The 25,747-nt window shown below is 61.2% G+C and carries 24 protein-coding genes; 9 read left to right on the top strand and 15 right to left on the bottom strand.

The features are described 5' to 3' along the window. Position 1: 1 nt before the first annotated feature. From ACZ5WW_RS10350 to ACZ5WW_RS10340, 3 genes are read right to left on the bottom strand one after another with little or no spacing between them, the layout of a single operon-like run. Entirely contained in the window at positions 2 to 466 is a 465-nt protein-coding gene (locus tag ACZ5WW_RS10350) for an OsmC family protein (RefSeq protein WP_377164478.1), read from the bottom strand. Further along, a complete protein-coding gene (locus ACZ5WW_RS10345; RefSeq protein ID WP_377164480.1) occupies positions 466 to 1,077 on the bottom strand; it encodes an FMN-binding negative transcriptional regulator in 612 nt (203 codons plus the stop codon). Before ACZ5WW_RS10345 ends, ACZ5WW_RS10350 begins: the two co-directional genes overlap by 1 nt. A 5-nt stretch (positions 1,078 to 1,082) precedes the next feature. Beyond that, the gene (locus ACZ5WW_RS10340) at positions 1,083 to 2,054 is read right to left on the bottom strand and encodes an alpha/beta hydrolase fold domain-containing protein (protein WP_377164482.1); all 972 of its coding nucleotides are present in this window, start codon (positions 2,052 to 2,054) and stop codon (positions 1,083 to 1,085) included. A gap of 154 nt (positions 2,055 to 2,208) precedes the next feature. Here ACZ5WW_RS10340 and ACZ5WW_RS10335 point away from each other — a divergent pair, with 154 nt between their 5' ends. The 3 genes from ACZ5WW_RS10335 (at position 2,209) to ACZ5WW_RS10325 (ending at position 3,712) form a co-directional block, all read left to right on the top strand. After that, entirely contained in the window at positions 2,209 to 2,700 is a 492-nt protein-coding gene (locus ACZ5WW_RS10335) for a hypothetical protein (protein WP_377164484.1), read from the top strand. A gap of 235 nt (positions 2,701 to 2,935) precedes the next feature. Next, positions 2,936 to 3,169 (top strand): hypothetical protein, encoded by a 234-nt coding sequence (locus ACZ5WW_RS10330; protein ID WP_377164486.1) that lies wholly within the window; start codon positions 2,936 to 2,938, stop codon positions 3,167 to 3,169. 57 nt (positions 3,170 to 3,226) lie between these two features. Next, positions 3,227 to 3,712 (top strand): hypothetical protein, encoded by a 486-nt coding sequence (locus ACZ5WW_RS10325; RefSeq protein ID WP_377164488.1) that lies wholly within the window; start codon positions 3,227 to 3,229, stop codon positions 3,710 to 3,712. Positions 3,713 to 3,917: 205 nt separating this feature from the next. Here ACZ5WW_RS10325 and ACZ5WW_RS10320 read toward each other — a convergent pair whose 3' ends face one another. After that, positions 3,918 to 4,760 carry a LysR substrate-binding domain-containing protein gene (locus tag ACZ5WW_RS10320; RefSeq protein ID WP_377164490.1) on the bottom strand — a complete coding sequence of 281 codons (843 nt, stop codon included), beginning with the start codon at positions 4,758 to 4,760 and terminating at the stop codon, positions 3,918 to 3,920. 104 nt (positions 4,761 to 4,864) lie between these two features. Here ACZ5WW_RS10320 and ACZ5WW_RS10315 point away from each other — a divergent pair, with 104 nt between their 5' ends. From ACZ5WW_RS10315 to ACZ5WW_RS10305, 3 genes are read left to right on the top strand one after another with little or no spacing between them, the layout of a single operon-like run. Continuing rightward, on the top strand, positions 4,865 to 6,226 hold the full coding sequence (locus ACZ5WW_RS10315; RefSeq protein ID WP_377164492.1) for a proton-conducting transporter transmembrane domain-containing protein: 1,362 nt from the start codon (positions 4,865 to 4,867) through the stop codon (positions 6,224 to 6,226). Positions 6,227 to 6,251: 25 nt separating this feature from the next. Beyond that, on the top strand, positions 6,252 to 8,435 hold the full coding sequence (locus ACZ5WW_RS10310) for a DUF2309 domain-containing protein (RefSeq protein WP_377164494.1): 2,184 nt from the start codon (positions 6,252 to 6,254) through the stop codon (positions 8,433 to 8,435). Beyond that, the gene (locus ACZ5WW_RS10305; protein WP_377164496.1) at positions 8,417 to 9,277 is read left to right on the top strand and encodes a DUF6671 family protein; all 861 of its coding nucleotides are present in this window, start codon (positions 8,417 to 8,419) and stop codon (positions 9,275 to 9,277) included. Before ACZ5WW_RS10310 ends, ACZ5WW_RS10305 begins: the two co-directional genes overlap by 19 nt. A 206-nt stretch (positions 9,278 to 9,483) precedes the next feature. Here ACZ5WW_RS10305 and ACZ5WW_RS10300 read toward each other — a convergent pair whose 3' ends face one another. The 6 genes from ACZ5WW_RS10300 to ACZ5WW_RS10275 form a co-directional block, all read right to left on the bottom strand. Beyond that, the gene (locus ACZ5WW_RS10300) at positions 9,484 to 10,005 is read right to left on the bottom strand and encodes a GNAT family N-acetyltransferase (protein WP_377164498.1); all 522 of its coding nucleotides are present in this window, start codon (positions 10,003 to 10,005) and stop codon (positions 9,484 to 9,486) included. Further along, the gene (locus tag ACZ5WW_RS10295) at positions 10,002 to 10,280 is read right to left on the bottom strand and encodes a pentapeptide repeat-containing protein (protein ID WP_377164500.1); all 279 of its coding nucleotides are present in this window, start codon (positions 10,278 to 10,280) and stop codon (positions 10,002 to 10,004) included. Before ACZ5WW_RS10295 ends, ACZ5WW_RS10300 begins: the two co-directional genes overlap by 4 nt. Positions 10,281 to 10,339: 59 nt before the next feature. Further along, positions 10,340 to 10,762, bottom strand: a complete 423-nt coding sequence (locus ACZ5WW_RS10290) for a PaaI family thioesterase (RefSeq protein WP_377164502.1) — start codon at positions 10,760 to 10,762, stop codon at positions 10,340 to 10,342. A gap of 19 nt (positions 10,763 to 10,781) precedes the next feature. Further along, complete coding sequence (locus ACZ5WW_RS10285; RefSeq protein WP_377164504.1) at positions 10,782 to 11,210, bottom strand: GNAT family N-acetyltransferase; 429 nt, start codon at positions 11,208 to 11,210, stop codon at positions 10,782 to 10,784. Positions 11,211 to 11,232: 22 nt separating this feature from the next. Then, positions 11,233 to 12,501, bottom strand: a complete 1,269-nt coding sequence (locus tag ACZ5WW_RS10280) for a hypothetical protein (protein ID WP_377164506.1) — start codon at positions 12,499 to 12,501, stop codon at positions 11,233 to 11,235. Between the two features lie 111 nt (positions 12,502 to 12,612). Then, positions 12,613 to 14,238, bottom strand: coding sequence for an FAD-dependent oxidoreductase (locus ACZ5WW_RS10275; protein ID WP_377164508.1), 1,626 nt, complete (start codon positions 14,236 to 14,238; stop codon positions 12,613 to 12,615). A 542-nt stretch (positions 14,239 to 14,780) separates the two neighbouring features. Here ACZ5WW_RS10275 and ACZ5WW_RS10270 point away from each other — a divergent pair. After that, on the top strand, positions 14,781 to 15,737 hold the full coding sequence (locus ACZ5WW_RS10270; RefSeq protein ID WP_377164510.1) for a sugar nucleotide-binding protein: 957 nt from the start codon (positions 14,781 to 14,783) through the stop codon (positions 15,735 to 15,737). A gap of 66 nt (positions 15,738 to 15,803) precedes the next feature. Here the strand turns inward: ACZ5WW_RS10270 and ACZ5WW_RS10265 are convergent, their stop codons facing one another. Together ACZ5WW_RS10265 and ACZ5WW_RS10260 are read right to left on the bottom strand one after the other, a co-directional pair. After that, on the bottom strand, positions 15,804 to 18,443 hold the full coding sequence (locus ACZ5WW_RS10265; RefSeq protein WP_377164512.1) for a right-handed parallel beta-helix repeat-containing protein: 2,640 nt from the start codon (positions 18,441 to 18,443) through the stop codon (positions 15,804 to 15,806). 192 nt (positions 18,444 to 18,635) lie between these two features. Beyond that, positions 18,636 to 19,751 carry a helix-turn-helix domain-containing protein gene (locus ACZ5WW_RS10260; protein ID WP_377164514.1) on the bottom strand — a complete coding sequence of 372 codons (1,116 nt, stop codon included), beginning with the start codon at positions 19,749 to 19,751 and terminating at the stop codon, positions 18,636 to 18,638. A gap of 309 nt (positions 19,752 to 20,060) precedes the next feature. Here ACZ5WW_RS10260 and ACZ5WW_RS10255 point away from each other — a divergent pair, with 309 nt between their 5' ends. Together ACZ5WW_RS10255 and ACZ5WW_RS10250 are read left to right on the top strand one after the other, a co-directional pair. Further along, positions 20,061 to 21,824 (top strand): serine/threonine-protein kinase, encoded by a 1,764-nt coding sequence (locus tag ACZ5WW_RS10255; protein WP_377164516.1) that lies wholly within the window; start codon positions 20,061 to 20,063, stop codon positions 21,822 to 21,824. 71 nt (positions 21,825 to 21,895) lie between these two features. Next, on the top strand, positions 21,896 to 23,410 hold the full coding sequence (locus tag ACZ5WW_RS10250; RefSeq protein ID WP_377164518.1) for a serine/threonine-protein kinase: 1,515 nt from the start codon (positions 21,896 to 21,898) through the stop codon (positions 23,408 to 23,410). 156 nt (positions 23,411 to 23,566) lie between these two features. Here the strand turns inward: ACZ5WW_RS10250 and ACZ5WW_RS10245 are convergent, their stop codons facing one another. The 3 genes from ACZ5WW_RS10245 to ACZ5WW_RS10235 all read right to left on the bottom strand — a co-directional run bounded on the left by ACZ5WW_RS10245 (position 23,567) and on the right by ACZ5WW_RS10235 (position 25,723). Continuing rightward, positions 23,567 to 23,731 carry a hypothetical protein gene (locus ACZ5WW_RS10245; RefSeq protein ID WP_377164520.1) on the bottom strand — a complete coding sequence of 55 codons (165 nt, stop codon included), beginning with the start codon at positions 23,729 to 23,731 and terminating at the stop codon, positions 23,567 to 23,569. A 228-nt stretch (positions 23,732 to 23,959) separates the two neighbouring features. After that, positions 23,960 to 24,328 (bottom strand): hypothetical protein, encoded by a 369-nt coding sequence (locus ACZ5WW_RS10240; RefSeq protein WP_377164522.1) that lies wholly within the window; start codon positions 24,326 to 24,328, stop codon positions 23,960 to 23,962. 237 nt (positions 24,329 to 24,565) lie between these two features. Continuing rightward, positions 24,566 to 25,723, bottom strand: coding sequence for a Gfo/Idh/MocA family protein (locus ACZ5WW_RS10235; RefSeq protein WP_377164524.1), 1,158 nt, complete (start codon positions 25,721 to 25,723; stop codon positions 24,566 to 24,568). Positions 25,724 to 25,747 lie beyond the last annotated feature (24 nt).

The following is a 25,747-nucleotide window of genomic DNA, read 5'->3' as shown; positions in this document are numbered from 1 at the left end:
GTCAGTTTTCTGGCTGAACAATGACGTCTGTTTTGATGGAATTGGCAATGAAGCACTGCTCATGGGCAAGATGATGCAGGTGCGAGACTTCAGTTGCAGAAGGCTGCTTTTCGCCGCCCCAGATGATTTTAGGGCGCAGGGTGATGCGGCTGATCCAGATCACGCCGCGCTCATTTTGCGTCATGATGCCTTCTGCTGCGTCATCGTAGCTTTCAGGGAGGAAACCGGCGTCGCAGGCGACGTGGAGGAACCAGAGCATGTGGCAGCTGGAGACGGAGGCGACGAACAACTCCTCGGGGTCGATACCCGCGGAATTGGACCATGGGGCGGGCACGATGTGCGGGGAAGGGGAGCCTGGCATGACAGCGCCGCCGTCGAAATGGAGCGCATGTTCGCGCGAATAACGGCGGCTGAGGAAATCGGGGCCCTGGTTTTTCCAGCGGATGGTGGCGGTGTGGGTGGACATCAGAGGCTATCCTTCATCATCTGGGCGGTTTCGCGATCGGTCTGATCGGTGCTTTTTTCGAGCATGGCGATGACAGACTGTGCATCTTTTGGTCGGTTTTGGCTGAGCTTGAACTTGCCTTCGAGGCGGGTGATTTCGATTTCGATGCCGACGATGCCTTTCATGAGGGCGTCGCGGAATTCGGGTGGGAGTTCGCCATTCCAGCGGTTGGGGCGGCCAGATTCGTAGAGTTCGACGAGGTCGTGCAGCATCTGGGCGAAGCGGTCATGCTGCGTGACGATGCGTGGAATGCCATAGGCATGCACGGCGGTGTAGTTCCAGGTGGGGACGGCGGGCTGGGTGGCATACCAGGCCGGGGAAATGTAGGCGTGGGGGCCGGTGAAGATGACGAGGACTTCGGAGTTGGTGAAATGCGACAACTGGGGGTTGGCGCGGGCCATGTGGGAGAGGAGAATTCCGTGCCCGCCTTGTGTCGGATTCAGCAAAAACGGCAGGTGTGTGGCCTGCGGGACGCCGCCCTCCTGTGAAACGAGGGTGGCGAAGCTGTGGCGCTGGATGAATGCGTGGAGCGTGCCGAGGTCGTCGATCTGGAAGTGGGCGGGGGTGTACATGGGGCCTACTTTTTCTTTTCTGGCAGCGCGGGGATGGCGGTGATGTCGATGGTGGCGTTTTCACCCCGGAGGGTGTTGCTGATAAAGATTTTTGCGCGGACCATGACGTCGGGATGGCTGACGGAGCCGTGGCCACCGTCGGTGATGGGGATGAGCAGGGAGGGGACGCCAGCTTGTTTCAGGGCGGCATGAATGGCTTCGGCGTGGAGGAAGGCGACGCGTTTGTCGGCGGTGCCGTGGAAGGTGATGAAGGGAGGATCGTCGTCGGTGACGTAGGTGACTGGAGAGGCGGCGACTGCTACCTCATGCTTTTCCTCATAGGTGCCGCCGAGGAGACCGGAGACGGCGTCGTCTTTGACGACGGGCTTATTGTCTTTGTCGAACATGAGGGCCTGGGTGAAGTCTTCGGGGCCACAGAGGTTGATGACACATTGGACGCGGCTGCTGAAGGTGGTGCTGGGGCCGAGGTCGCCTTCGAGTTCTTTGACATCGCCACTGGTGCCGATGAGGGAAGAGAGATGACCGCCGGCGGAACTGCCCATGACGGCGATCTTGTCAGGATCGAGATTGAACTCCTTGGCATGGGCGCGGATCCAGCGGATGGCAGCCTTGCAGTCGTAGATCTGGGCGGGCCAGTGGGCTTCCTTGGTGAGGCGGTAGCCGACGGCGACGGCGGCGTAGTCACCGGTGCGGGCGAACTGGATGGCAGCGGCGGCGTAACCGAGGCGGTCGCCGTTGACCCACCCGCCGCCGTGGATGAGGGCGACGACGGGGAGGGGCTTGTCGGTGTTGCGTTTTTTAGGGAGGTAGAGATCGACCTTCTGCTTGGGGTTGTCATTGGCGGCGTAAGGCTGGTCGAGGTGGAGTTCGACCTGATTTTTCTCTGCGGTGTTTTGGACGTTGTGCTTTTGGGCGGAGAGGTCCTGGGTCCATGCGGATGATGTCGCGAGGAGGACGAGCGGAAGAAGGTGTTTCATAGCGTGCAGAGTACGGGGTGGGTGCGTCAGAAGCAACTCCCATGAACCTGCCCCCCTTGGTACTCGACAAATCTGTGCCCCGTGATGTTGTTGACGTGCTCGACAGAATTGTTTCTCATCAAGAAGTTCGGCAACTCCTTCCATTCTTCGCCTTATGTTCACTCGAAACAGCTTGTTTTCGATCCTTGTCTTCCTCATTTGCAGTTGCTCCAAATCAAATACGACGTCGGTCCCGGCATCAGCAGACAAACCAGAAGTCACCACGCAGTCCAAGACTGAGCTCAAGGCCGCTCCGGTGCCTGCAGCCGCCAATGCTCCCATTACCGTTAGTTTCATTGCAATGGTGAAAGTGGAAGGAGCAAAGCTACCGAAAGTCGGAATCGTCAACCAGACCCAAAAAGGCATCAACGGGATTGAGTTCGAGTATCAGTGCTTCGATCAAGCAGGCAAAGACATTACAGGAGATCTTCACAAGTGGGGCATGACAGGCGCGGAACCACCGGCCGATCCCTTGCTCGCTCCCGAGGCCAAGGACGATGCAGTTGTTGGTTTGGATGATGCGTGGATTCCCGATGGAACAGTTCGCATCACGACAACCCCCATCTGGGTGAAGTTCGCGGACGGCACCGAATGGCACAAAGGCTGATCAGTTGACATCCCCGGTTCCATCCTAGCGCTGGCGCACCGAACGCTGAAACCCATTCACACTGGCCGAACAAAACAGATGCAAGCAGGGGGCTCGTATGGCACTCGTCATGTGATCGACGGTGGACTGTGACTCCAGCGGTGACCTTCGGGCTGCCTTCTGCAAGCTATGCCGCTCCAGCCCCACCCGCCGTCGCCTGAGCCGAACGTCAGGTCATCATGAAGCACGCCCCCCCATGAACGAAGACAACGACCAAGGGCATTCTCTTTCGTATTGGCGGCTTTCCTACCGCCAAAAATTCATCCGCACGCTTTGGACTTCTGTGTTCCTGCTTCTGCTCATTGTCATTGATCCTCCAGATGGCACAGTCTGGTCGCTGAGCATCTATGGGGTTCTCTTGCTCGCTGTCATTGTGCAGGCGGTTTATACTTTTTATCGCTGGCAGCGAGATGAACGCCACAAGGCCTAACCCGGCCAGCAGTCGCCGCTCAGCTTTTCTCCGTCCGCTCCACTCAACATGATCACCATGACCCACGAAGTCTATTGCACTGGGACCTGCCATTACCGGCGTCTTCCCGTATTGATCACGGGGATGGCGTTGTTCGCGTTCTGCTCGTTCTTTCTTGTCCGCCTTTTCCCGCAGTGGGTCGCCGTCTGGCATGATCCCAGGAAGCTCTTATTTGGCCTCTTACCCATGGGCTTCTTGAGTTTCTTCGCTTTTCTCGGCGCCATGCTGACTCGATACTATCTGACCGACTTTCGCGTGGAGTTGCGGATCGATTCACAGGGAGTGCATTATGGCCGTCGCTTCTATCCATGGGCAGAGATTGGTTCGCTGTCTGGCCGGGGGTATCGCGGGAGGCTACAACTGCTTCTGCACCGGAGAGGGCGTCTGGTAGTCGATCGCCACCTTCTGACTGACCTAGGACTGACGGAGGATGAGTATTCACATCTCATGGAGCGACTCGATGAGAACATAGGGGGCCTATATCCACACCTGAGAATCGGATGAGCCTGGAAGCGTGTCATGAACACGGGGTTGAGGGCCAGTGTTTAGTGTCCTGTCATGGACAGTTCCTTGCAACAATCAATCGCAGCCGTGCACACGAACGGGCCTGCGGCTGCCAAAGGCGGTAAGGGAGCGAGGTTGCCTTCAAGTTCTTTGACGTTGCAACTGGTGCCGATGAGGGAGGAGAGATGGCCGCCAGGGGATGATGTCAGTGCTTGAGGCGCTTGAGGACGAATTCCTCCAGTGTGTTGATGGCGGGATTGTCGGCGCGGTGTTTGAGGAGGGAGACGTGGGTGTCGGCGAGTTTTGGCAGGAGTGAGGCATCGACGGCCTGAAGCTCCGGGGGGATCATGGTGTGGGGCATGACGCTGATGCCCATGCCTGCTTTGACGGCGGCGACGGTGCCTGCGTAGCTGGGGCTGGAAAACACGAGACGCCAGGGGCGGCCGGCTTTTTCGAGGGCCTTGATGGCTGAAGCGCGATAGACGCAAGGATGCGGAGACAGGACGAGGGGGACGGGTTTTTTGCGGTTGATGAGAATGGGGTCTCCGACCCATTTGAGAGGCTCTGACCAGACATCGAGGCCGTTGGGGAAGTCTTCGGGCCGGTTCATTTTTACCAGCACGAGATCGAACTTCTTCTTTTTGAAGCGATCGAAGAGGTTGAGGGTGAGATCGCACTCGATGTTGAGAAGGATGCGGGGGTGGATGCGAGAGAAGTCGGCGAGCACCTCGGAGAGGTACACGCTGGCGAAGTTTTCCGGCAGGCCGAAGCGCACCTCGCCCTCGAGCTCGGGAGTGGTGAAGCGGTCGAGGGCCTCGCGATGGAGGGCGAAGATCTGCCGGGCGTAGCCGAGGAAGATTTCGCCCTCAGGTGTGAGGCCGAACTGCCTGCCTTTGACGAAGAGAGGCTTTCCGAGGAGGGAGACGAGCTTGGTCATCTGCTGGCTGATAGCCGACTGGGTTCTGCCGACGCGCTCGGCGGCCCGGGTGAAGCTGCCGGTTTCAGCGACGGCGATGAAGCATTGGAGGGTGATGGTGTCGAAGATCATTAGAATAGCTAATGTGATGTATAAGAATAATGATCTTTTCTTATATTATCAAGGCTAATATGTGTCCGGTGTAAGCCAAGAAAAACTAATACACACACATGAACATGACGCACGAACAAGCTGAAGCCCTGCTGTATCCGGACCCCCTGGCCGCCATCATGGTGGCGCTGGTGGTATTCATCGGTGTGTGTGTCGGCAGCTTTGCCGGCCGCTACCTGAAGGGGGACACGAGATACCGCGCCTTCTTCATCCAGCTAGGCCTGCTGGTGGCGACCCTGGCGGTGATGGTAAGCGCAAACCACCTGGTGGTGCTGCTGGCGGCCTGGATGGTGAGCAACCTGCTGCTGGTGCGGCTGATGGTGCATAAGACATGCTGGAGGGCGGCGCGGGCCTCGGGAGTGCTGGCGGCCAAGAACTATACGCTCGGCGCAGTATGCATGGCGGCCGCCTTTTGGCTGCTCTACCAGGCGAGCGGAGAAACGAGCATCCAGGCGCTGCTGCACAAGCCGAATGAGTCGAGTCTCATCATTCCTGCACTGGTGCTGCTGCTGGTGGCTGCGATGACGCAGTCGGCCATCTGGCCCTTTCACCGGTGGCTGACGAGTTCGCTGAACTCTCCGACGCCCGTCTCGGCGATCATGCACGCGGGGCTGGTGAACGGGGGCGGGTTTCTGCTGGCGAGGTTTGCGCCGCTCTACCTGAAGCACAGCGGGCTGCTGAGCGTGATCTTTGTGGCTGGAATCATCACCGCGCTGGCGGGGACGCTGTGGAAGCTGATGCAAAGCGATGTGAAGCGGATGCTGGCCTGCTCGACGATGGGGCAGATGGGGTTCATGCTGGCGCAGTGCGGGCTGGGGCTGTTCCCTGCTGCGGTGGCACACCTGGTGTGGCATGGGATGTTCAAAGCCTACCTCTTCCTGGCGAGCGGTGGCGCGGCGCAGGAGAAAAGGCTGGACCCCAACTACCCGCCGAAGTTGCTCAGCCTGATCTGCGCGCTGATCTGCGGTGTGGTGGGCAGCCTGGGATTTGGCTACGCGAGCGGCAAGTCCTGGAGCGCCGGAGACTCGACGCTGGTGCTGATGGTGGCGGCCTTTCTGGCGGCGAGCCAGTTTGCGCTGCCGATGGTGAGGCAGCAGCCGCTGAAGGGCCTGCCGCTGGCACTGGCGGCGGCGATCTGCGCCGGGCTGGCCTACGGAGGAAGTGTGCACCTGATTGTGGCGCAGATGGAAACGATGGAGCTGATGCAGCCGCAGCCGCTGAACGGGCTGCACATCGCCGGATGCGTGGTGCTGGCAGCGGCCTGGCTGACGATGCTGATGGTGCCACGAGGCAAGACGGACAGCCAAGTCCATGAATGGGCGATGAAATATTATGTCACAGCACTAAATGCCAGCCAGCCACACCCAAGCACCGTGACGACGCACCGCAACCACTACCAGTATCAACCAACGATCCAAGGAGCCTAAACCCCTGAACCCACTCAAAGCTGACATGAAAACTGCCACAAAACCACCCCACCCCGCCGAACTGACGAAAGAAGCGTTTGGCAAAATAGCGCCCTTCTGGCCGCTGAAAAACCTGATCGCGGTGAACCCGCTGCAAGGTCTGGAGGACAGGCCGATCGAAGAGGCGCTGAAAGCGGGAGCCGCGAGCTTTCAGCAAGCAGACCTGCCAGAGGAGATGCTGGCGGTGAACCGCGAGACGATCAAATGGCTGCAGGCCTTCTTTGACCAGGGGCAGGCGACGATTGCCATGCCGCTGCGGAGCCAGGGGCTGTATGCGGCCTGGAAACAGCTGGCGGTGCATGACAGCAAGCTGCATGGCCACAACAAGGACAAGCAGGCAAGGCTGAAGGCTCTGCCCGAGAGCGCGGAAGAGGCGGCGGCGGACTGCCTGAACAGGCTGGGCATCGAGGATGACGAACTGGCGACCTTTGCGACCCTGATGCTGACGACGCTGCCGGGCTGGGCGGCCTATGTGAAATACCGCACCGAATGGGCGGGGCTGGAGGCGGACCATGCGCACCCGGTGACACAGACGGACTATCTGGCGATGCGGCTGGTCATCACCAGCCTGCTGTGGCCGGAAGCCCAAGGACTGCTGCAATGGCATGCCAAAGCGCTGAAAAAGGCGGAGAAGGCAGAGAGCCCGCTGGTGAAGATGCAGGCGGCGGAGAAGGGATACCGCAAGCCGCTGCTGGACAAGCTGGCGGCGCAACCGATCAAGCCGGCGCATGCGCCCAAGGCGCAGATGGTGTTCTGCATCGACGTGCGCTCCGAGCCTTTCCGGAGGGCGCTGGAGTCCACCGGGGACTACCAGACGCTGGGGTTTGCCGGATTCTTCGGCGTGCCGGTGAAGATCACGGATGCGGTGACCGGTGACACCCATGCCTCGTGCCCGGTGCTGCTGACGCCGAAGCATGAGGTGGTGGAGTCTCCCTGCTGCTGCGGGCATGAAGAACTGCATGCGCAGCGCCAGGGCCATGAGAGACTGAGCGGATTCAAGCGGCTGTATCAGTCTGTGAAATACACCTTTACCACGCCCTTTGCGCTGGTGGAGGCGATGGGGATGGCGAGCGGCGTGTGGATGGGGCTGAGGAGCCTGGCACCGCAGGCGGCGACGAAGCTCAGGACGGCCGCGTCCGGGATGATCCGGAAGCCAGCGGAAGTGGAGCCCTCTCTGGACAGCATCTCAACGGCGGAGCAGTGCGCGTATGCGGAAGGGGCGCTGCGGACGATGGGGCTGACGCGCCACTTTGCGCCGGTGGTGGTCTTCTGCGGGCATGGGAGCACGACGCAGAACAACGCGTATGCCACGGCGCTGGACTGCGGCGCCTGCGGCGGGCGGCATGGGGCGAGCAACGCGCGGATCCTGGCGGGGATCATGAACCGCGCCGAGGTGCGGAGCCATCTGGCGAAGCAGGGGATCGAGATTCCGGAGGGGACGCGCTTTTATGCGGCCGAGCACAACACGACGACGGATGAAGTGACCCTCTTCTGCGACGCCAATGATGCTGCGATCCAGAAGCTGCGGGAGGATCTGGAAAAGGCGCGGCAGATCAACAGTGCTGAGAGGCTGAAGCAGATGAATGTGAAGAATGGCAACGCGCACCATGCCTGGCTGCGGGCGCAGGACTGGGCGCAGGTGCGGCCTGAATGGGGGCTGGCGAGAAACGCCGCCTTCATCGTGGCACCGCGTGACATCACCGCCGGGGTGAACCTGGAGGGGCGGTGCTTTCTGCACTCCTACGACTACACGCAGGACAGCGAGGGGCGGGCGCTGACGGTGATCCTGACGGCACCGATGGTGGTGGCCGAGTGGATCAACACGCAATACCTCTTCTCGACGCTGGACAACGTGGCATATGGCGGGGGCAGCAAGATCACCAAAAACATCACGGGGAAAATGGGGATCATGCAGGGGAACGCGAGCGACCTGATGACGGGGCTGCCGCTGCAGTCAGTGCACCTTAGCGACGAGGAGGCCTACCATGAGCCGCAAAGGCTGATGGCGGTGGTGTATGCGCCGCGCGCGATGCTGGACAGCATCATCCAGGCGCAGGCGGTGCTGCAGAAGCTGTTTGGCAACGGGTGGGTGCAGCTGGCCTGCATCGAGCCGGATGACCGCACAACCTACTATCTCAACCGGGACCTGACATGGAAACCCGCCCTTTGAAACTGTGCCGGGTGTATGAGGGGAGCTGCATCGTGCTGAGCACGAAGCATGCGAAGTCCGGTGCGCTCTCCGCGCCCTTCTGGAACACCCTAAAGGCGAGCATGATCGAATGTCCGGTGGACACCGATCTGCTGGGCAGCTTTCCGAGCACGGGCTCACGCGCGGGAAACGCGATCGAGTGTGCCCGGCGCAAGTGCCAGATGTCGTTGCGGCGACTGGGAGAGAAGGTGAAATTTGTGCTGGCGAGCGAGGGGAGCTTTGGGCCGCATCCATTTCTCGCAGGGAGAGCCAGCGATTTTGAGGTGCTGTATTTCATCGACCGGCAGCATGGGTTTCAACTGCATCTGTCTTGCCTGAGTGCGAAAACGAATTTTTCCATGAGGGCTGTGGGTTCGATGGAGGAACTGAGGGAGTTTGCGGCCAAGGCGCTGTTTCCGGCGCATGGTCTGATCCTGCGTCCGAATCGGAGCGTGGATTCAAACCTAGTGTTCAAGGGGGTGGATTCAGCGGGGGCGCTGGAGCCGGCGTTCAGGGAGTGTGTGAAACATTCCGCCGACCGGATGGCCTGGGTGGAGACGGACATGCGTGCGATTTTCAACCCCACGCGGATGGAGGTGATTGCGGAGCTGGGGTGCAAGCTGGCGGAGCGGCTGGCCGTGCTGTGCCCGAAATGCCGCACGCCTGGCTGGGGAAGAGTGCAGCTGCTGCCGGAAATGGACGGTGGTGAGTGTGCGGGTGGCGTGGAGGTGGGGAGCGCAGAAGTGCACGGATGTGCGAAGTGCGGCCATGAGGAGAGGATGGGCACCGGAGGCCTTGTGGAGGGGCGAGCGAGGATTTGGTGAGCGGACGGGGCGGCTGTGGCGGTGGTGCGATGAAGACGCTGCTGGAGGGCACGGAGCGTGAAGAAGGCACTGGTTTTGCTTTCCCCGATGTTTCGTGAGGGAACCCAGGGCTTGCTCGTGCCTCGCGGCGCCCTGGGCTGAGTCCGACGCCCCTTTGGGGCTAGAGCAGGGAGGTGCGTTTGAGACGCAAGAGAATCGACCTGTTTTCAATGGATCGCGGTATGAGCGTGCGAGGTATCACAATCCTTTCGGGCAGAGGGCGGCAGAGGAAGCTGTTTTGTGAAATACATTTTGGAGTGTCCGTGCGAGTCCCAGTCGGGGATGTGGCCGGCTTGTTCGAAGCCGTGGGCCAGATAAAACTGCGGGGCCTGATAGTCCATGGTGTCGACATAGGCGTGTTTGCAGCCGCGTTCGAGGGCGAGGCGTTCGGCTTCTGCTAGCAGGGCGGCGCTGATGCCTTTGGAGCGGTGTGCGGGATGCACGGACATGATGGAGATGCGCAGCCAGGAGAGCTGGGTTTCGGCGAAGAGGCCGCCGATGACGGAATCGCCGGAATGAGCGAGGATGATGAGGGGGCGGACAGCGTGTTCCGGTTGTTGAAGCTGCACCATGAAGGATGGATTCACCGCCCAATTGTGCTCACGCAGCCACTGGCGGACGAGGTCGCAGCCGGGGGATGAGGTGTCTGGTGCGGTGGTGAGGTGCCAGGCGGTGTGGGGAGCACTCATGACGACTGGTTTCGATAAACGTGCAGCAGATCGGAGACGAGGATGCCGTCGATACGCATGCCTTCGTAGCAGGCGTCTTCGATGCTCATGTGGGAGCAGTTGGCGTTGCGAATGATGGTGCCGGTGAGGTTGACGTCTTCGAGGTGTGAGGACGAAAGGTTGACGTTCACAAACCGGGCGGCTGAGAGATTGACGTCGTTGAAGATGGCGGAGCTGAGCCGGGTGTTGAGGAACTCGGCGTTGCTTAGGTCGGCGTTTTCAGTTTTGGGGGGCATGGCAGGTGAGGACGGTGAGTTGAGTGTTTTGAGGACGGTGGGGAAGAGATGACCGACGGTCATTGAATTTTAGTGATGAACCATTCGACAGTGGCGGAGAGGGTGTGGGTGCCGGACGCGTCGTGGAGTTCGACGTTGATGCTGATGGTGGCACGACCTTTCGCTGTGAGATCGGCGCGGAGCTGGCCGAGGGCTTCGGGCGGTGTGGTGACGGTGGAGGTGAGTGAGCCGCGGGCGGGTTTGCGGAATTTGGATTCAAGGCGGCGGACGACAGGGATGACGCCGGAGTCGGGACCGAAAGCGCGCAGAAGGAACTCGCCGCTGGTGGCTTCTGCCAGTGCGAGCTGAGCGCTGGCGTGGACGGTGCCGAGGTGGTTGAGGTATTGGGGGCCGGAGGGGAGGCGGAGGAACTGCGCAGGGGCGGCGGATGGTTCGAGGCCGAGGAAGCGATTGAAGGGGAGCTCGGTGACGCTGCTAGTCATAGAGGGAGGGGGCAGGAGCTTATTCCAATTGAAACGACACGAGGATGGCCGAGTGCTCTCTGCCGCCTGAGGACGCGTAGATGCGTCGGGCCGGGAGGTTGCTTTCATCGGTGAGAACCCAGGATTCACGGCAGCCTAAAGTGCGGCCGTGGGCGAGCAGGGTTTGCATGAGCTGTTTTCCGATCCCACAGCCTCGATAGGAAGAAGTGACGCCGACTTCATTGATCCAAAGTTCGGGCGGCTTGTCGGGATGTACGTAATGAACTGCTGAAGCCATGCCGATGACCTGGCCTTCAAGCAATGCGACAGCGAGATGATGCCGAGAGTCGGCTAAGAACTCTGCGAGCCAGCGCGGATGGATGGCATGGTCAAACACCTCGGCCGCCACGTTCTCCAAAACATCTGAGTCGGTTTGATCCAGCAGGCGAATGATCACCGATGCATTCATGACAGGGCAGAGATTTGCCTTATCACTTGAGTGTTTGCAAGCGCTCCCAGGCGGAGTCTGACCAGAAGAACTGGGAGTAGTAGAGTTTTGAGTAGTCGTAATGGGCGATGACGCGCTCGACATCAGCGGCTCGGGATTTGAGGATGGCGGAGTCGGGTGCGAGGGTGACGACCCAGGCGGCGGCGGTGGGCTCGCGGACGAACTCGGTTTCTTTGCTGCGACGTGGGGCGACCTTGAGGAACTTTTTCAACTGCAGGTGGGCGAGGTCCTGGGCCTCCTGTTCGGTCTGCTGGGGTTTCCAGTCGGCATTCATGACGCGCCAGTTCATCTCGAAGTGGGAGGTGTCGGCGTTGCCGAATTTCTCCGCCATGGGCAGGCTCTTGAAGGCGAGGTCGGCGCTGGCCTGCAGTCCCTGGGCATAAGCGGTTCGGATGGTGTCATCTTTCTCCATCTCCCACAGTGCACGCACGGCGCCAACACAGGTGCAGGAGGTCCAGGTGTGGTAGCGGGCGTATTCAAAGACCATGCCGTGCTGGCAGATCTCCAGGCGGGTGCGGTTTTCCTTGCCCCCGCGCTCGGCGAGAGAGGTGCGGTAGAGCCGATCCCATTTAGCGTCGCCGGTGACTTGATGGAGGGCTTTGCAGACGAAGAGGAGGCGGGGTGAGCTGTCGAAGCTGAAGCCGCCAAAGCCGCCGCGTTTGCCAAAGGGCTGTTCGGCGGGCATCTGCCATTTCATGGCGACAATGGCCTCGGCAGTCTCGACGAGGTGCTGGGCGATGCGTTGTTTTTCTTCTGCGGTGGCGAGGGCGGAGCTCCAGTAGCGCCAGAGGCCGAGGAACCAAGGGAGGGTCTGGTCATTGGAGCCCATGGGGTAGTGGGATCTGCCGTCCTCAGCGACGCCGCGACCGACGAAGCCTTTGACGTCGCTGATGGAGTTGAGAAGGAGGAGGCCCTGCATGAGCTTGCGGGCCTTGGTGGCGTCTTCCGTGGAGCGGGTGCGCTGCCAGCGGAGGAGGGCGGCGTCCATGTAGAGGCCATTGAACATGGCGCCGTTTTCGATGGGGGCCCACCAGCCGAGGGCGTTGGGTTTGCCGGCGCGGAGTTCTTCGGGGGTGGGGAGTGAGACGGAGCCGTCGAGGTCGGCGAAGTCGATCATGATGCCGAATTTGTCGATGAAGCGGCGCCAGATCTCGGTGTGGGCCTGTGCGGCGGCGGTGGCGACGTCTGCGGCGTGGGCTCTTGGGAGAAGGGCGGCGGCGAGAGAGGCGGTGAGGAAGGTGCGGCGGTGCATGTGACGCATGGTGGATAGGAGCAGGTTTTAACCACTAATCTCACACTAATGTCCGGAGGTGTGTGGTTTTGACGGTGGAATGATGGGGGCTGTGGGCGGGAGATGTGTCGTTTATTTTTGCGGGACGGAAAGGATCTGTGCGTCTTTGAGCAGGCGGGTGCGCAGGGCGGGGTAGCTGACTTGCTGGATGTCCTGGGAATGATCGAGGGCGAGGGAGGCGGCGGTGGCGGCGGACTGGGCGGCGATCATGAAGGTGAACTCGATGCGGTAGGCGCCGTAGGCGACGTAGCTGGAGGAGGGGCAGGTGGGGGTGAGGAGATTGGTGCACTCGGAGGTGTGGGGCACGAGTGCGCGATAGGGGATGCCGCAGGGGATCCAGTCGGCTTCCTTGGATTCATTGAAGACGGCGCCTTCATTCCACACGCGGCTGTCTTTGACGATGCGGCGGGCATGGTGGAGATCGGGCGGCCACCAGATGAGGCCGACGCTGTCGGTGACTGGTTCGGGGTCGGCTTTGCGGACGTGGGCTTCGGTGAGGACGAAGTCGCTCACCATGCGGCGGCCATTGCGGATGTAGAAGATGCGGGGCCAGCCGTCGTTGTCGGTGAATTCGTCTTTGCAGCGGCCCCATGCGGACCAGGTGGTGCGCTGAGCCTCGGGGACGGCGGGATCGTGGGCCATGAACCAGTAAACGCCCTGGATGTAGTCGCGGCTGGTGCGGAGCATGTGCTCGCGCTCGGCGTAGGTGGCGACGGGGTAGCGATGATTCCAGCCGGTGAAGTTGCCGGCGAGGGAGTGCCAGGAGCCGGGGTCGGTTTTGCCATTGGGGAGATTGGCGCCGGGTGGTGAGATGACACCGCCTGCGGCGATGTAGCGGCGCTGAAGTTCGTAGTGAGCGGGATCGTATGCGGCGGGCTTTTCGATGGGAATGCGGTTGGCGGGGTTTTTGGTGAGGCAGAGACGGAAGGCGTAGCCCTGGATGCTTTCGTCTGCGGTGCCGTGCTGACCGAGGGGCGAGTCCTGCACGCCGAAGATGAGGCCGCTGGCGGGTGAGCCGGGGGTGAGATAGGGATCGATGCGCTTATCCAACTGGCCGTGGTGGGTGTCGGTGCGGATGCCGTTTTTGGTTTCCTGGTACTTTGCATTGCCCTCGCGGCCGACGGTGAAGCTGATGCCTGCGAAGGCGAGGAGATCGCCCTCGTAGGTGGCGTCGATGAAGATGCGGGCGCGGACCTCGGTGCCGTTTTCAAAGTGGAGGGCGGTGATGCGGGGGCCGGTTTTGGTGACGCCGTCTTTTTCTTTGAGTCGGTGGCCGCGGAGGACGGTGATGCGGGGTGATTCGCGGACCCAGTCGTCGAAAACGGATTCGGCGACGTGGGGTTCGAAGCCCCAGAGGGATGAGTTTTTGAGACGCTGGCGGACCATCTCGTCGAACTTGGCCTCGCGGTGGTAGCGTGCGCTGATGCGGCGGTAGAACTCGAGGGTGAGACCGCCGACGGCAGGGCTGTTTTGGAACTCCTTGTGGTTGTCGATGTCGGTGCCGCCGAGGCCTTCGACGCTCATGCCGCCGAGGTGCTGGCCGGGCTCGACGAGGATGACGGAGCGGCCTTCTCTGGATGCCTGCACGGCGGCGATGACGCCTGCGCTGGTGCCACCGTAGATGCAGATGTCTGCCTCAGTGGCGGCGTGGAGAGGGAGTGCCAGAAGGGCGGCTAGGAAGAGTAGGCGGCGTGTCATGGGAGGACTATGAGAGGCGCGTGGGGAGTGATTTTGGACGGGGAGTGAGAACGGGGGCGGAAATTTGTGCCGCCGCTACGTGGCTCCGAGAGGGGATGGGGTTCGTCGGGGGCGGGCTGCTCTACGTGCAGAGAATGGGCGCCGGGTTCTGTGACGGGGGATGAAAGACCAACTCTCAAAAATCTTGTCACATTGTCCGAACGGCTGAGCGGCCCCATTGTCTGCGTGAGACGGTGTCTTCGACTTCATGGCGGGTGAGCGTGTCTATTTTTTGCCTGACATTAACGCCATGTGCTGAGGCTGCGTTGAGTGCAACGTGCATTCCGGCCTGTGATGCACATGCTAAGTGCCGACATGCTTGATTAATTCGTCGATCGGACTAACAAATTGCACCGGCCTGAAATGAACATCGTTTCAGCAAAAAGGAAGAGGCATTCTGCCATGATCATTTATCTCGGCTGGTTGAGAGAGACACAAACTACACCGGAGTGCAGCTCCTTCATGTTCACTCGTAACGTCACCCATCATAGATATTCACGCGAATGATCCTCCTTCTGGGCAGCAGCGGGTACCTTGGCCGGGCATTTCAGACCATCCTCGATCAGCGTGGAGAGAAGTACACCACTCTGCCCCGGAGCGAAGCGAACCATACAAGGTTTTCCTCTCTCACTGAATGGCTGCGTGTTCATCAGCCTGAATTTGTCATCAATGCCGCCGGCTACACAGGAAGGCCCAATGTGGACGCGTGTGAAAAAGCCCGAGGGGAAACCCTCGATGGGAATGTTCTCTGGCCCATTGCCCTGGCGCATGCATGCTCCTTGCTGGAGATACCCTTCGGGCACGTCTCTTCAGGCTGCCTGTATAACGGGGCGTACTTGAACGGCGCCCATGGGTGGAATGTGGAGACTGATCTCACCCAAGACGTGGTGGGAGAGATTATCAACAGGTCTCCAAACATGATTCGGGGGTTCAGCGAGGATGATGCCCCCAATTTCACCTTTCGACAATCGAAGTGCAGCTTTTACAGCGGATCCAAGGCTCTGGCGGAGGAGGCCATTGCAGATCTGGGGGAATGCTATTTGTGGCGGCCGCGTCTGCCCTTCGATCATTTCGATCATCCTAAAAACTACCTGTCCAAGCTGCTGAGGTACGAAAAATTATACTCCAATGTCAATTCGCTGTCGCACCGGATGGATTTTGCCAATGCCTGTCTTGATTGCTGGAAGCAAAGAGTTCCCTTTGGCATCTACCATGTCACGAACCCTGGGTATGTGACAACTTCGGAGGTGGTTGAGAGAATCCAAGAAATTCTCCGGCCTGACAAAGCGTTCGCCTTTTGGAAGAACGACCTGGAATTTTACACACATGCCGCCGATGCAGCGCGTTCGAACTGCATTCTGGAAACGAACAAACTGATCGAGGCGGGTGTGCAGATGCGGCCGGTGAAGGAGGCTCTAGAAGAAGCGTTGAGATTTTGGAAGCCTGAGCACTTGCACTGATGATGAAGTGCAGCATGAGGCGGAATCCGAGAAAAGATGGACCTCCCGCAGCCGATGCCGATGGCATTATTTCAGCTGCTCCAGCTTGAGGTTGTCGAGGAAGAAGGCTGTCTTGGTGGTGCCGAGGGAGCTGAAGAGGAGGTAGCCGGCGTTGGACCAGGCGGGTTTGCAGGCGAGGTCGGGGTAGGAGTGTTTGGTGCCATCCTGGCGGGTGAGCTCAAGTGACCATTTGCCTGCGGTGGTGGCGGCGGTGATGGAGACGTGGAACCATTCGCCTGCGGGGATTTTGATGAGCTGTACTTTGCCGTCGGTGCTGGCGGCGAGCTGGTCTTTCTGCCAGCGGAGGTAGGGGCCGTTGCCGAAGTCGAGGTTTTTGCCGCGCATCTCAAAGAACCAGTCGGCGCCGGGCTGGGCCATGACATCGAACTCAGCGTGGAAGGTGCCGGTGGTGTCCCAGGTGGTGGGGTAGATGTCGAGGACGGGATCGTAGCTGTGTTTGAGGTCGGGGGCGTCTTGCACTTTTACGCTTCGTTTGGAGCCGGGGGTGAAGGGGGAGGAAACTTCGTCGGTGACGCCGATGGATTCGCCTTTGTTTTCGTGGGTGTTTTTGGCGCTGCGAATGCCGAGAGTGCCGAGGGCGGCGTGCTCGAAGTCTTGATTGATTTTGTATGCGGGGGCGGGCCAGGGTTTGGCGTCGGTGTCCCAGGCGGGGTAGGTGTGGCCCTTGGCGGCGAGGGTGCGCCATGCGGGGTCGTCTTTTTTCACACCGGCGAGAGTGAGGTCCCAGGGCTTGAAGCCGATTTTTTCGGCGGGGGAGTTGGGCTTGAGGCGGAAGTCGCGTTTGGCGATGTCTTCGAAGAGGGGATCGGCAAAGAGGCTTTCTTTGTCGCGGCCCATCTTGCGCCATTCGTCCCAGGTGAAGTGGGTTTTGGTGAGGGTGGCGGGGATTTTGCCGTCGGTGGGCCAGTAGAGGTTTTTGCGGAAGACGAGGCTGTCTTTGGGATCGCCGCGCTCGGGTTTGTCGAAGAACTTCCAGTTCCATTCGCCGCCATCGAGGAGTGGCGAGGCGGGGTCCCAGACAACGATGTTGTTCATGTAGCGGAAGCGGAGGCGGGCTTCGTTGCGGGAGGCTTGAATTTGCGCGGTGTGGCCGAAGGCGAAGATGTTGTTCCGGACGGTGTTGAAGTAGCCGTAGTGCTGGTGGAAGCCTGCGTTCCAGGTGTCGTGGACGAGGTTGTTTTCCATGAGGGTGTCGGCGCTGCCTTCGTCATTGTAGAGGCCCCAGCCGCCGTAGCGGTGGCTGGCAACGTGGTGGACGTGATTGCCACGGACGATGGTGCCGGGGGAGGTGCCGAGGCCGTAGTAGCCGCCCATGTCGCTGAGGTAGGCCCAGCCGAGGTGGTGGATGTGATTGTTCTCCACTGTGGTCTCGCGGGAGGCGGTGTCGCCGTAGCCCCAATTCCACCCGGCGCTGACGCCGGTGTAGTAAAAGTCAGCGATGTCGCAGTGGGTGACGGAGCTGTGCTGGGTGTGAGTGAAGACGACGCCGCAGGCGCTGGGGTGGAGGCGGCCGCCGTGGTGGATGATGGAGTCGGTGACGGTGATGTGGTGATTGACGCGCTCGTCGGCGGGGCGGCCGGTTTCGCCGACATAGACGCCGCCGCCGCCGAGGTCGTGCAGGTGGCAGTGCTTGACGGTGGAGTCTGAGCAGCCGTTTTTAAACCAGAGGGCGTGCAGGCCGGTGTGGGAGACTTCGCAGTGGGTGAAGTGGATGTTGGTGGAGTCTTCGACCTCGATGCTGCCCTGGGTGGTGGTGGCGGCCTGGGTATCGTGCAGGCCTTCGGCGGGGTAGAGGTGATTGCTGTGCTGGAAGGAGATGCCTTCTAAGCTGACATTGTGTGCGCCTTTGATGGCGAGGAATTTGTCGGCGACGGGGGCGATGACTTCGGCCTTGGTCATGTCTTCGCCGGGGAGGGGGAGGTAGAGGACTTCGCCTTTGGCGCGATCGAGGAACCATTCGCCGGGGGCATCGAGGGCGGCGCGGAAGTTTTCGACCCACCAGCGCTGGTCGGGTTCGAACTCGACGAAGGGATAGCGGGAGCGGCCTTTGATGCGGACGGCGAGGACTTCGTCGTTGAGTTCTTTGATGCGGCACTGACCGACGGCCCAGGCGTGGGTGACGGTGAGGAGGACGTGGTCGCGCTCGGGCTGCGGGATGGATTTGAGGACGTCGTACTGCTCTTTGGCGATGGAGAAGGCGTGGAAGTTCATGTTCTCCTTGAGGTCTGGGAACACGCCTGCGCCGACGGCTTCGGTGATGTGGTAGTAGCCTTTGTTGGGCGAGCGGGCGAGGGTGGCGCGGCGGCCATTGATCCAGAGCTGTTCGAAGGTCCAGGCTTTGTCGGGGAGGGTGGCTTTCCAAAGGCCTCCATCGGTTTTTTGCCAGCCGGTGATGGGTTTGCCGGCGGTGAAGGTGGCGTCTTTGCCAGACCAGGTGACCTGGGAATCCTCAGCGCCGAGGGTGAGGGTTTCGGTAAGAGGGTAAGTGCCGGGGGCTACGACGATGTGTACGGGCTTGGGGGCGGCGCGTGCGGCATCGCGTGCTGCCTGCGGGGTGGAGATAGGACCCGAGGGGGAGAGCTGGATGTCTGCGGCGGATGAGAACGGGACCGCCAGGAGAAGGAGGGCGAGGGTGCGGGGGAGCATGTACCCTTATTCGCGCTGGGGGGCGGGAAGGGCAAGAGGGTAGCCATGCGGGTGACAGAATCCGAATGGCGAAAGCCAAATGAAGGGACGTGCGATTCAGCCGCAGGTGGACCGGATTGATTGACGATTGATGATCAATCGATTTTTGATTTTAGAGGTGTCGATCCTGAGGTGGAGTCGTGGGCTGAAGAGTTAGTGCAGCATCTGGCGGACAGTGGTGGCGACGGGGTAGAGCCAGGTGATCTCGTCGGGAGTGAGGGTGACGGGGGGATAGAGGGGATTGAGGCTGGAGAGGACGATGGAGTGGCCGTGGTCTGCGGTGCTGTAGATGCGGAAGAGGATGTCTCCGCCGAGGCTGTCGCTGAGGCGGGCGATGACGCGGTTGCCGGTGTGGGGGGCGGTGTTGGGGTAGAGGATGGCGAGCTCGCCATCGTGGTGCTGAGGGAGCATGGCGTCTCCGGCGAGGCGCATGGCGAAGGCGTCGGGATCTGTGACGCTGAAGGCGAAGTGCTCGGTGGCGGCGAAGGCGGCGAGGCTGGGGGAGGTGAGATCGCGTGCGGCGGGGATGGTGAGCACGGGGAGCGCGCTGATGCGTGGCATGGCGGACACGGGCGGCAGCGTGGCTGGAGCTGCGGGGGCTTCCTGCGCAGCGGGAGGCTGGGTGAGCGGTGGCGAGGCCGGGGCTGCGGCAGGAGTCTCGTGGAGGGTGGGCTGCGCTGTGGCGGCGGTGCCATGAAGGACTTCGGCCTCGAGCTTTTCAATGAGCTTGATGACGGGGAGGGAGGCGTGGGCGCCATTTTCGATCTTGGTGACGTACTGGCGGGAGACGCCGAGGCGCTGGGCGAGCTTGGGACGAGTGACGCCCATTTTTTCACGCAGGGCGGCGACGCGGAGGGCGAAGGCGTTTTTCCCGCGCTGGAGAGGTTTTTCTTCGGGCATGGAGGGAGCTGGGGCGTCTGGGAAGGGGGCAGAGAGGGTTTCTTCCGCAGGCTGCACGAGGCGGTCCAAAGCGGCGATGGCTTCCGGGGGGAGGCCTGACATGACCGGGGAGGGTGCGGCACTGGTGTCCGGCTGAGGCATGTGCATGGCGAGCTGTTTCAAGTTGGCGGCAGCTTCGAGTTTTTCGATCAGCTGAAATACAGGGCGGGAAGGGGCGAGACGGCCTTTTTCCATGACGCTGACGTAGCTGCGGCCGACGCCGAGCCAGCTGGCGAGCTCGGGCCTGGAGACGCGGAGCTTTTGACGAAGGGACTGGCAGCGTGCGGGGAAGCCGACGAGCTTTTCTTCGGAGACAGGTGAGTGGGGCATAGGTGAAGAGGGTGAGGTTTCAAGGGGTGACGTCGCATTTCGACTGGCATGCACCGGGGGGATTTGGCGCGACCTCCCTCCATGCATAATCTGCGCCAAGAACGTTTTTGGAGGCGGGGTGCATGACAAAAGTACCAAACAGGGGTACATTGAATCGTCGCTTTTTATGCCCTGTCTCTTTTCGTGCGAGGCAAACGGCCGTCAGCGGGGCGACAGCTTTTCAGTGTGCGGCTTGGAAAGGTAAAATGGTGCCGGTGATTTTACTCGCTGTCCGGGTGCGTATCGGTAAGAGTCCGCCGCTTTTTTTTCATGTCCCAGGAATCTCCAGCTCAGCACCAGCCGCCGTTTGAAGTCCCGACTGTCGAGGAGATGGACGCATTGCTGCCGCAGTATGCCTTTGAGAAACTGGCGGCCTTTGGTGGCATGGGGGCGGTGTACCGTGCGCGGCAGGTGAGCCTGGACCGGCCGGTGGCGATCAAAATTTTGCCGCCGGAGTTTGGGCGGCATGAGGACTTTGCCGACCGGTTCAAGTCGGAGGCGCGGGCGATGGCGAAGCTGAACCACACGCACATCGTGGGGGTGTATGACTTTGGCATCACCAAGGAAGGGCACCTGTACCTGGTGATGGAATGGGTGGAGGGGCAGACGCTGCACACGCTGATCCAAAACGGCAGCATTCCAGTGCGCAAGGCCGCCAGCCTGGCGATGCAGCTGTGCGACGCGCTGGCGTTTGCGCATCACCACAAAATTTTGCATCGCGACATCAAGCCGGGGAACATCATGATCAGCGAAGATGATCAGGTGAAGGTGGCGGACTTTGGGCTGGCGAGGCCGATCACGGGCGAGGTGGAAGAAAACCCCTACGGGACGCCGGACTATGCGGCTCCTGAAATTCTCGGCAAAGGTGCGGTGGACCAGCGTGCGGACATTTTTGCCGCAGGGGTGGTGCTGTATGAGATGCTGACGGGGCGAGTGCCGCAGCAGCCGCGACGCTCGGTGACGGAGTTTGCCCCGCTGTCTCCGAAATGGGATGAACTGATTGACCGGGCGACGCATGCCGACCCGGCGCGGCGTTTTCAAGACGTGGGTGAGTTGCGTGCGCACATCGCCATGCTGATCAACCAGGCTGCGCAGGCGGTGAAGGTGGTGGCAGTGGTGGAGGACGAGCCGAAAGCCAAGGCCGGACTCAAGCCGCCGCATTTGGTTTTGATCGGGGCGGCGGTGATCGTCGTCGGCATCGTGCTAGGGATGATGTTCAGAGGTGAGTCGCCGCAGAAGCCGGACATCGCGAGCGCTCCTCCCAAGGCTGAGGAGCCTGTGCCGAAGCCCGAGGAGAAGAGGGTGGTGGAACCGGAGAAGAAGGCTGAGCCGGTGGTGGTGGTGCCTGCGCCTGAACCTGAAATGAAACCTGAGCCGGCACCGCCTCCGGCTGAAAAGAAGGTCGTCGTGGCGCCGGTGCCTGCTCCGGCTGCAATGCCTGAGGCCAAGCCGGTGGAGACACCGAAGGCCATGCCACGCCAGGAAACCCCCGCCGAGGTGATTCAGCGTCTTGACGAAAAGGACGCGGAGCTGGCGGGAATGGTCATGGATTTCGCCGCCCAGTGGCTGGCCAACACGGAGCTGGACACCACGTCTGAAATGCAGGGGCTTGCTGAAAAATACATCCCGGCGCTGCAACGCAGCCTGAGCGGACTGATGCCGCAGCAGCGTGATTTTGTGCTGAGTGAGATCTCGCACATCGCGAACCATGAGCCACTGGACGAGCCAGACGCGCTGTGGCCGGAGGTGCTCAAGACGCTGCGCAAGGCCTACGATGCGCAGAGCGAGGCGATCCAGGGGCGTGCGAGCACGGCGGCGCAAAAAATGCGGGCGGAGCAATGCGAGCTTGTTTTGCAAAAGGCGCGTGAACGTGCTGCCGCAGGCAAGGAGGAAGCGGCGAAACGGGCGGAACTCGTGGCGGGGGAGCTGGCAAAGCTGAAGACGGCACCGTCCATGAAAGCGCTGAGAGAAAGCGTGGCTGGCGCAGCGAGGGCTGGTGCCGAACCGACGGCGGCCGCAGAGCCTGTGCGCTGAGCGTGCATTACAGGATACGCTGTTAAGATTTTTTCCTCGCGGCGGATGCTGTAGAAGGTTATGAATCAAGCATGTCCGAAGAAACCACCTCCAGCGAGCTGCCTTCATTTGATGTCCCGAGCCTGGAGGCGATGGACGCGTACCTGCCGCAGTTTAAGTTTGAAAAGCTGGCGGCATGCGGCGGCATGGGCGCGGTGTACCGGGCCTACCAGGAGAGCCTGGACCGCAGGGTGGCGGTGAAAATCCTGCCGCCGGAGTTTGGGGCGGAAAAAGAGTTTGCCGACCGGTTCAAGGTGGAGGCGAGAGCAATGGCGAAGCTGAACCACACGAACATTGTGGGGGTGTATGACTTTGGCATCACGAGCGGGGGGCACCTGTATCTGGTGATGGAATGGATCGAAGGACGCACGCTGCATGAACTGATTCATCATGGTAACCTCTCGCTGCGGAAGGCGACGAACCTGGCGATGCAGCTGTGCGAGGCGCTGGCCTTTGCGCATGAGCACCAGATCATTCATCGTGACATCAAGCCGGGGAACATCATGGTCAATGACAGCGACCATGTGAAAGTGGCGGACTTTGGACTGGCGCGGCCCGTGTCTGACGAAGCGGAGCAGGAGAATCCTTTTGGCACGCCGGACTATGCTGCGCCGGAGATCCGTGGTGGCAGCGTGGTGGACCATCGGGTGGACATTTACGCGGCGGGTGTGGTGCTCTACGAAATGCTGACCGGCACGATTCCGGGAGAGCCGCGGTGCTCGGTCACGGAGTTTGCCAAAATTTCGACGCGGTGGGATGCGATCGTCGGCAAAGCCATCGACCCCGATCCGGATAAGCGGTATCAGGATGCGGGAGAGCTGCGTGCGCACATCAATGTAGCGATGAAGCAGGCAGCGGAACCTGAGTCGGTTCCAGGTGATGTCATGGCCATCGATCTGGGCATCGGGGTGGGAACAGCCTCGCGAGCTGGCATGGGGGCAGGTTTGGGGGGAGGCCTGCGATTGGGAGGAGGCCCAAGCGCGGGTGTGCCTGCTGCACCTGCTTCGCCGGCACCTGCAGTGCGTGCACCGGGACCGGCTGTGCCGCGAGCGCCGGGTGTGCGTGCGCCCGGCATGCCGGCGGTGGTGGAGAAAAAGAAAGCTGCGCCGCCACAAAAGCCGGCTGGCCGACAGACGTCGCAGCAGCAACAGCTCATGATGGTCATCGGAGTGGTGGCTGTGGTGGTGGTTGGTTTTCTGGCATTGATCTTCTGGCCCTCTTCCAAGAGTGCGTCACGCAGTTCGGCCGAGAATGCGCAGGCAACGCCGGATGAAATTCATGAGGTGATGCAAAACCTGGAGCAGCATGATGCCGAGCTGGCGAGGCTGGTGAACTCGTTTGCCCACGACTGGGCAGCTACGGGAGCGGACAAGAGTCCGAACTCGCCCGTGGCTGAAAAACTGCGCAAGACGCACAATGCTGCGGTGCAGGCCAAGGCCAGGGAACGCATGGAGGCGGCACGGCGCGCGGAGATTGTGGCCTCGGAGATGGCGAAGCTGACGGGGGCGCCGTCGTTAAAGGCGCTCAAGCAGGCGGCAGAGAGGTAGGGGAAGGTTATCGAAGCAGGTTTTCCTTCTGGCGAATCATTGAGCGGATGCTTTCGAGGGAGTGGCTGACTCCGGCGAGGAGCAGGCAAGAGTGCCTGCAGCACTTATGAAAAAGCCGCCACCCGTTTCCGGGTGACGGCGTGGTTTTGACCGGGGTTATTCGCCTTTGCAGCAGTCTTTGCCGCAGACCTTGCCCTTGTCTTTGCAGCAGGCGGCGCAGTTGTCCTTGCAGCACTTTTCACAGGCCTTGCCGGCGGCGAGTGCGGTGCCGGAAAGGGCGGCGACGGAGGCTGCGGCGATGAGGGTGAGGATGGTTTTCATGGTATTGGATGTGTTTGTTTGTGTTTCTGAGATGCCCGCTTTGAAGATTCCGGCGTGCGGCGCAGGCATGCGCGTGCCGGGTGTGCCATCGAGTGGCGTGTTGAACTGGCGGTGAGGCCAGACGGCCGGGCAGGCTGTCTAGAGGGCGGCGAAGTCGAGTCCGCAAGAGCGTGAGCTGAGATCACGGCTGCCCGGAGCGTCTGGCTTCCAGACGCGGGGTGCGTGTCTTCAAATCAAGAGAGCGCAGTGCCGCGAATAGAGCGGCGTGGTGCGCAAGGGCGGCCCGTGGTCGTGACGGGGCGCATGAATGAAAAGAGCCGCTGAGGTGAGGCTGAGGGGCGGAAGGGCGTGCCAGACGGGCGCAGCCAGCAGCTTCAGGGCAGGGGCGGGGGCTTTGACGAAAGTGGCGGCGACATCGCGTGCGGTTTCGTGCCTGGCGCAGGGGCAGTTTGGCTCCTGGGAATGCTCGGATGCCGAGTGCTGCTTTTTGGCGCAGCAACTGGCGACTTCTTTCTGCTGCGGAGCCGCGACGCAGCACCAGCACATCGGGAGTCCGATGCAGAGGGTGAGGATCAGGGCTGTGAGGCGGGTGAGCATGTCGTGCTGTCAGATGCAGGAACGATCGATTTTATTCCAAGGTTGCAAGCAATTGGTGTGCCGGGGTTGCTGCGGAGTGTGCGGTGGATGTGCGCGAAGCGGGGGCTTGGGTGGGAAGGACAGGCCAGAGGCACTGTCTCTCCTGGACAGCCGGGACGGCTATCCTCCGAGGTGGGCGAAAAAAACGCCGCGCGGTTTCCCGGGCGGCGTTTTTTGGGTGAAGTGGTGACGGAGCTGTTAGCGGAAGCTCTTGGCGAAGTCGTCGGATGTGGCCTTGGCGACGACTTTGGTCTTTTGGAAGGTGGATTTTTCACCTTTCTCAATGAGGAGGTTTTCGTAGTCGGCTGAGGACATGGGGAGCTCGATGGTCTTGTCCTGCCAGGTGGAGAGGAGGATGGCGTTGGCGAGCTCGACGCTGCGGATGCCCTCTTCGGCGGGGGAGAGGAGTTTCTCGCCCTTGAGGATGGCGTTGGTGAAGTTTTGGAGGATCTCGATGTGCTGGCCGCCGGTCTGGTCCACATGGATGTCCATGTGCCAGCTTTCGGGCATGGCGAAGGCGGCCTCTGCCTCCATGCAGAACTTGCTCATCTGCTGGCGGTTGCGCTGGAAGTGGATGCGGGTGCCGTCGGTGACGGTGAGGCGGCCCTGCTCGGCGGAGATTTCGAGCTTGTTGATGCCGGGGGCTTCGCCGGTGCTGGTGACGAAGGTGGCGGTGGTGCCGTTGTCGTACTGCATGACGGCGGTGACGTCGTCCTCGACCTCGATCTCATGGAAGCGGCCGAACTGGCAGAAGCCGCGGACTTTTTGCGGCATGCCGAAGAGCCACTGGAAGAGGTCGAGATTGTGAGGGCACTGGTTCATGAGGACGCCGCCGCCCTCGCCCTTCCAAGTGCCGCGCCAGCCGCCGGTGGCGTAGTAGTAGTTGGTGCGGAACCAGTTGGTGACCTCCCAGTGGACGCGGCGGATGGCGCCGAGCTCGCCGCTGTCGATGAGGTCCTTGACCTTCTTGAAGCAGGCGTTGGTGCGCATGTTGAACATGGCGGCGAAGATCTTGCTCTTGTCGGTGTGGGCGGCGATGAGGCGCTCGCAGTCGGCCTTGTGCACGGAGATGGGCTTTTCCACGAGGACATTCAGACCGGCCTTGAGGGCCTCGATGCCGATGGTGGTGTGGCTGAAGTGGGGGGTGCAGATGAGGATGGCGTCGATGTGGCCACTGCGGATCATGGCATTGACATCGGTGAAGGCCTTTTCGCCTTCGACGAGGTTCGGCAGGGTGCCGACGCTCTCGCATAGCGCGGTGACGCGCAGGCCGGGGATTTTGCCCGCACGAATGTTTGCAAGGTGTGCCTTGCCCATGTTTCCAAGCCCAACGATGCCGAGTCTGACGGTTTCCATGGCGCGAGCGTAGCGGGGCAAGCG

It is taken from the genome of Prosthecobacter fluviatilis (genome assembly GCF_055388355.1).
This window is presented reverse-complemented; position numbering and strand designations above follow the sequence as displayed.

Bases quoted from the DNA above. Each gene is read 5' to 3' on its own strand.
- ACZ5WW_RS10350 (WP_377164478.1), bottom strand. From the start codon at position 466: ATGTCCACCCACACCGCCACCATCCGCTGGAAAAACCAGGGCCCCGAT.
- ACZ5WW_RS10345 (WP_377164480.1), bottom strand. From the start codon at position 1,077: ATGTACACCCCCGCCCACTTCCAGATCGACGACCTCGGCACGCTCCAC.
- ACZ5WW_RS10340 (WP_377164482.1), bottom strand. From the start codon at position 2,054: ATGAAACACCTTCTTCCGCTCGTCCTCCTCGCGACATCATCCGCATGG.
- ACZ5WW_RS10335 (WP_377164484.1), top strand. From the start codon at position 2,209: ATGTTCACTCGAAACAGCTTGTTTTCGATCCTTGTCTTCCTCATTTGC.
- ACZ5WW_RS10330 (WP_377164486.1), top strand. From the start codon at position 2,936: ATGAACGAAGACAACGACCAAGGGCATTCTCTTTCGTATTGGCGGCTT.
- ACZ5WW_RS10325 (WP_377164488.1), top strand. From the start codon at position 3,227: ATGACCCACGAAGTCTATTGCACTGGGACCTGCCATTACCGGCGTCTT.
- ACZ5WW_RS10320 (WP_377164490.1), bottom strand. From the start codon at position 4,760: ATGATCTTCGACACCATCACCCTCCAATGCTTCATCGCCGTCGCTGAA.
- ACZ5WW_RS10315 (WP_377164492.1), top strand. From the start codon at position 4,865: ATGACGCACGAACAAGCTGAAGCCCTGCTGTATCCGGACCCCCTGGCC.
- ACZ5WW_RS10310 (WP_377164494.1), top strand. From the start codon at position 6,252: ATGAAAACTGCCACAAAACCACCCCACCCCGCCGAACTGACGAAAGAA.
- ACZ5WW_RS10305 (WP_377164496.1), top strand. From the start codon at position 8,417: ATGGAAACCCGCCCTTTGAAACTGTGCCGGGTGTATGAGGGGAGCTGC.
- ACZ5WW_RS10300 (WP_377164498.1), bottom strand. From the start codon at position 10,005: ATGAGTGCTCCCCACACCGCCTGGCACCTCACCACCGCACCAGACACC.
- ACZ5WW_RS10295 (WP_377164500.1), bottom strand. From the start codon at position 10,280: ATGCCCCCCAAAACTGAAAACGCCGACCTAAGCAACGCCGAGTTCCTC.
- ACZ5WW_RS10290 (WP_377164502.1), bottom strand. From the start codon at position 10,762: ATGACTAGCAGCGTCACCGAGCTCCCCTTCAATCGCTTCCTCGGCCTC.
- ACZ5WW_RS10285 (WP_377164504.1), bottom strand. From the start codon at position 11,210: ATGAATGCATCGGTGATCATTCGCCTGCTGGATCAAACCGACTCAGAT.
- ACZ5WW_RS10280 (WP_377164506.1), bottom strand. From the start codon at position 12,501: ATGCACCGCCGCACCTTCCTCACCGCCTCTCTCGCCGCCGCCCTTCTC.
- ACZ5WW_RS10275 (WP_377164508.1), bottom strand. From the start codon at position 14,238: ATGACACGCCGCCTACTCTTCCTAGCCGCCCTTCTGGCACTCCCTCTC.
- ACZ5WW_RS10270 (WP_377164510.1), top strand. From the start codon at position 14,781: ATGATCCTCCTTCTGGGCAGCAGCGGGTACCTTGGCCGGGCATTTCAG.
- ACZ5WW_RS10265 (WP_377164512.1), bottom strand. From the start codon at position 18,443: ATGCTCCCCCGCACCCTCGCCCTCCTTCTCCTGGCGGTCCCGTTCTCA.
- ACZ5WW_RS10260 (WP_377164514.1), bottom strand. From the start codon at position 19,751: ATGCCCCACTCACCTGTCTCCGAAGAAAAGCTCGTCGGCTTCCCCGCA.
- ACZ5WW_RS10255 (WP_377164516.1), top strand. From the start codon at position 20,061: ATGTCCCAGGAATCTCCAGCTCAGCACCAGCCGCCGTTTGAAGTCCCG.
- ACZ5WW_RS10250 (WP_377164518.1), top strand. From the start codon at position 21,896: ATGTCCGAAGAAACCACCTCCAGCGAGCTGCCTTCATTTGATGTCCCG.
- ACZ5WW_RS10245 (WP_377164520.1), bottom strand. From the start codon at position 23,731: ATGAAAACCATCCTCACCCTCATCGCCGCAGCCTCCGTCGCCGCCCTT.
- ACZ5WW_RS10240 (WP_377164522.1), bottom strand. From the start codon at position 24,328: ATGCTCACCCGCCTCACAGCCCTGATCCTCACCCTCTGCATCGGACTC.
- ACZ5WW_RS10235 (WP_377164524.1), bottom strand. From the start codon at position 25,723: ATGGAAACCGTCAGACTCGGCATCGTTGGGCTTGGAAACATGGGCAAG.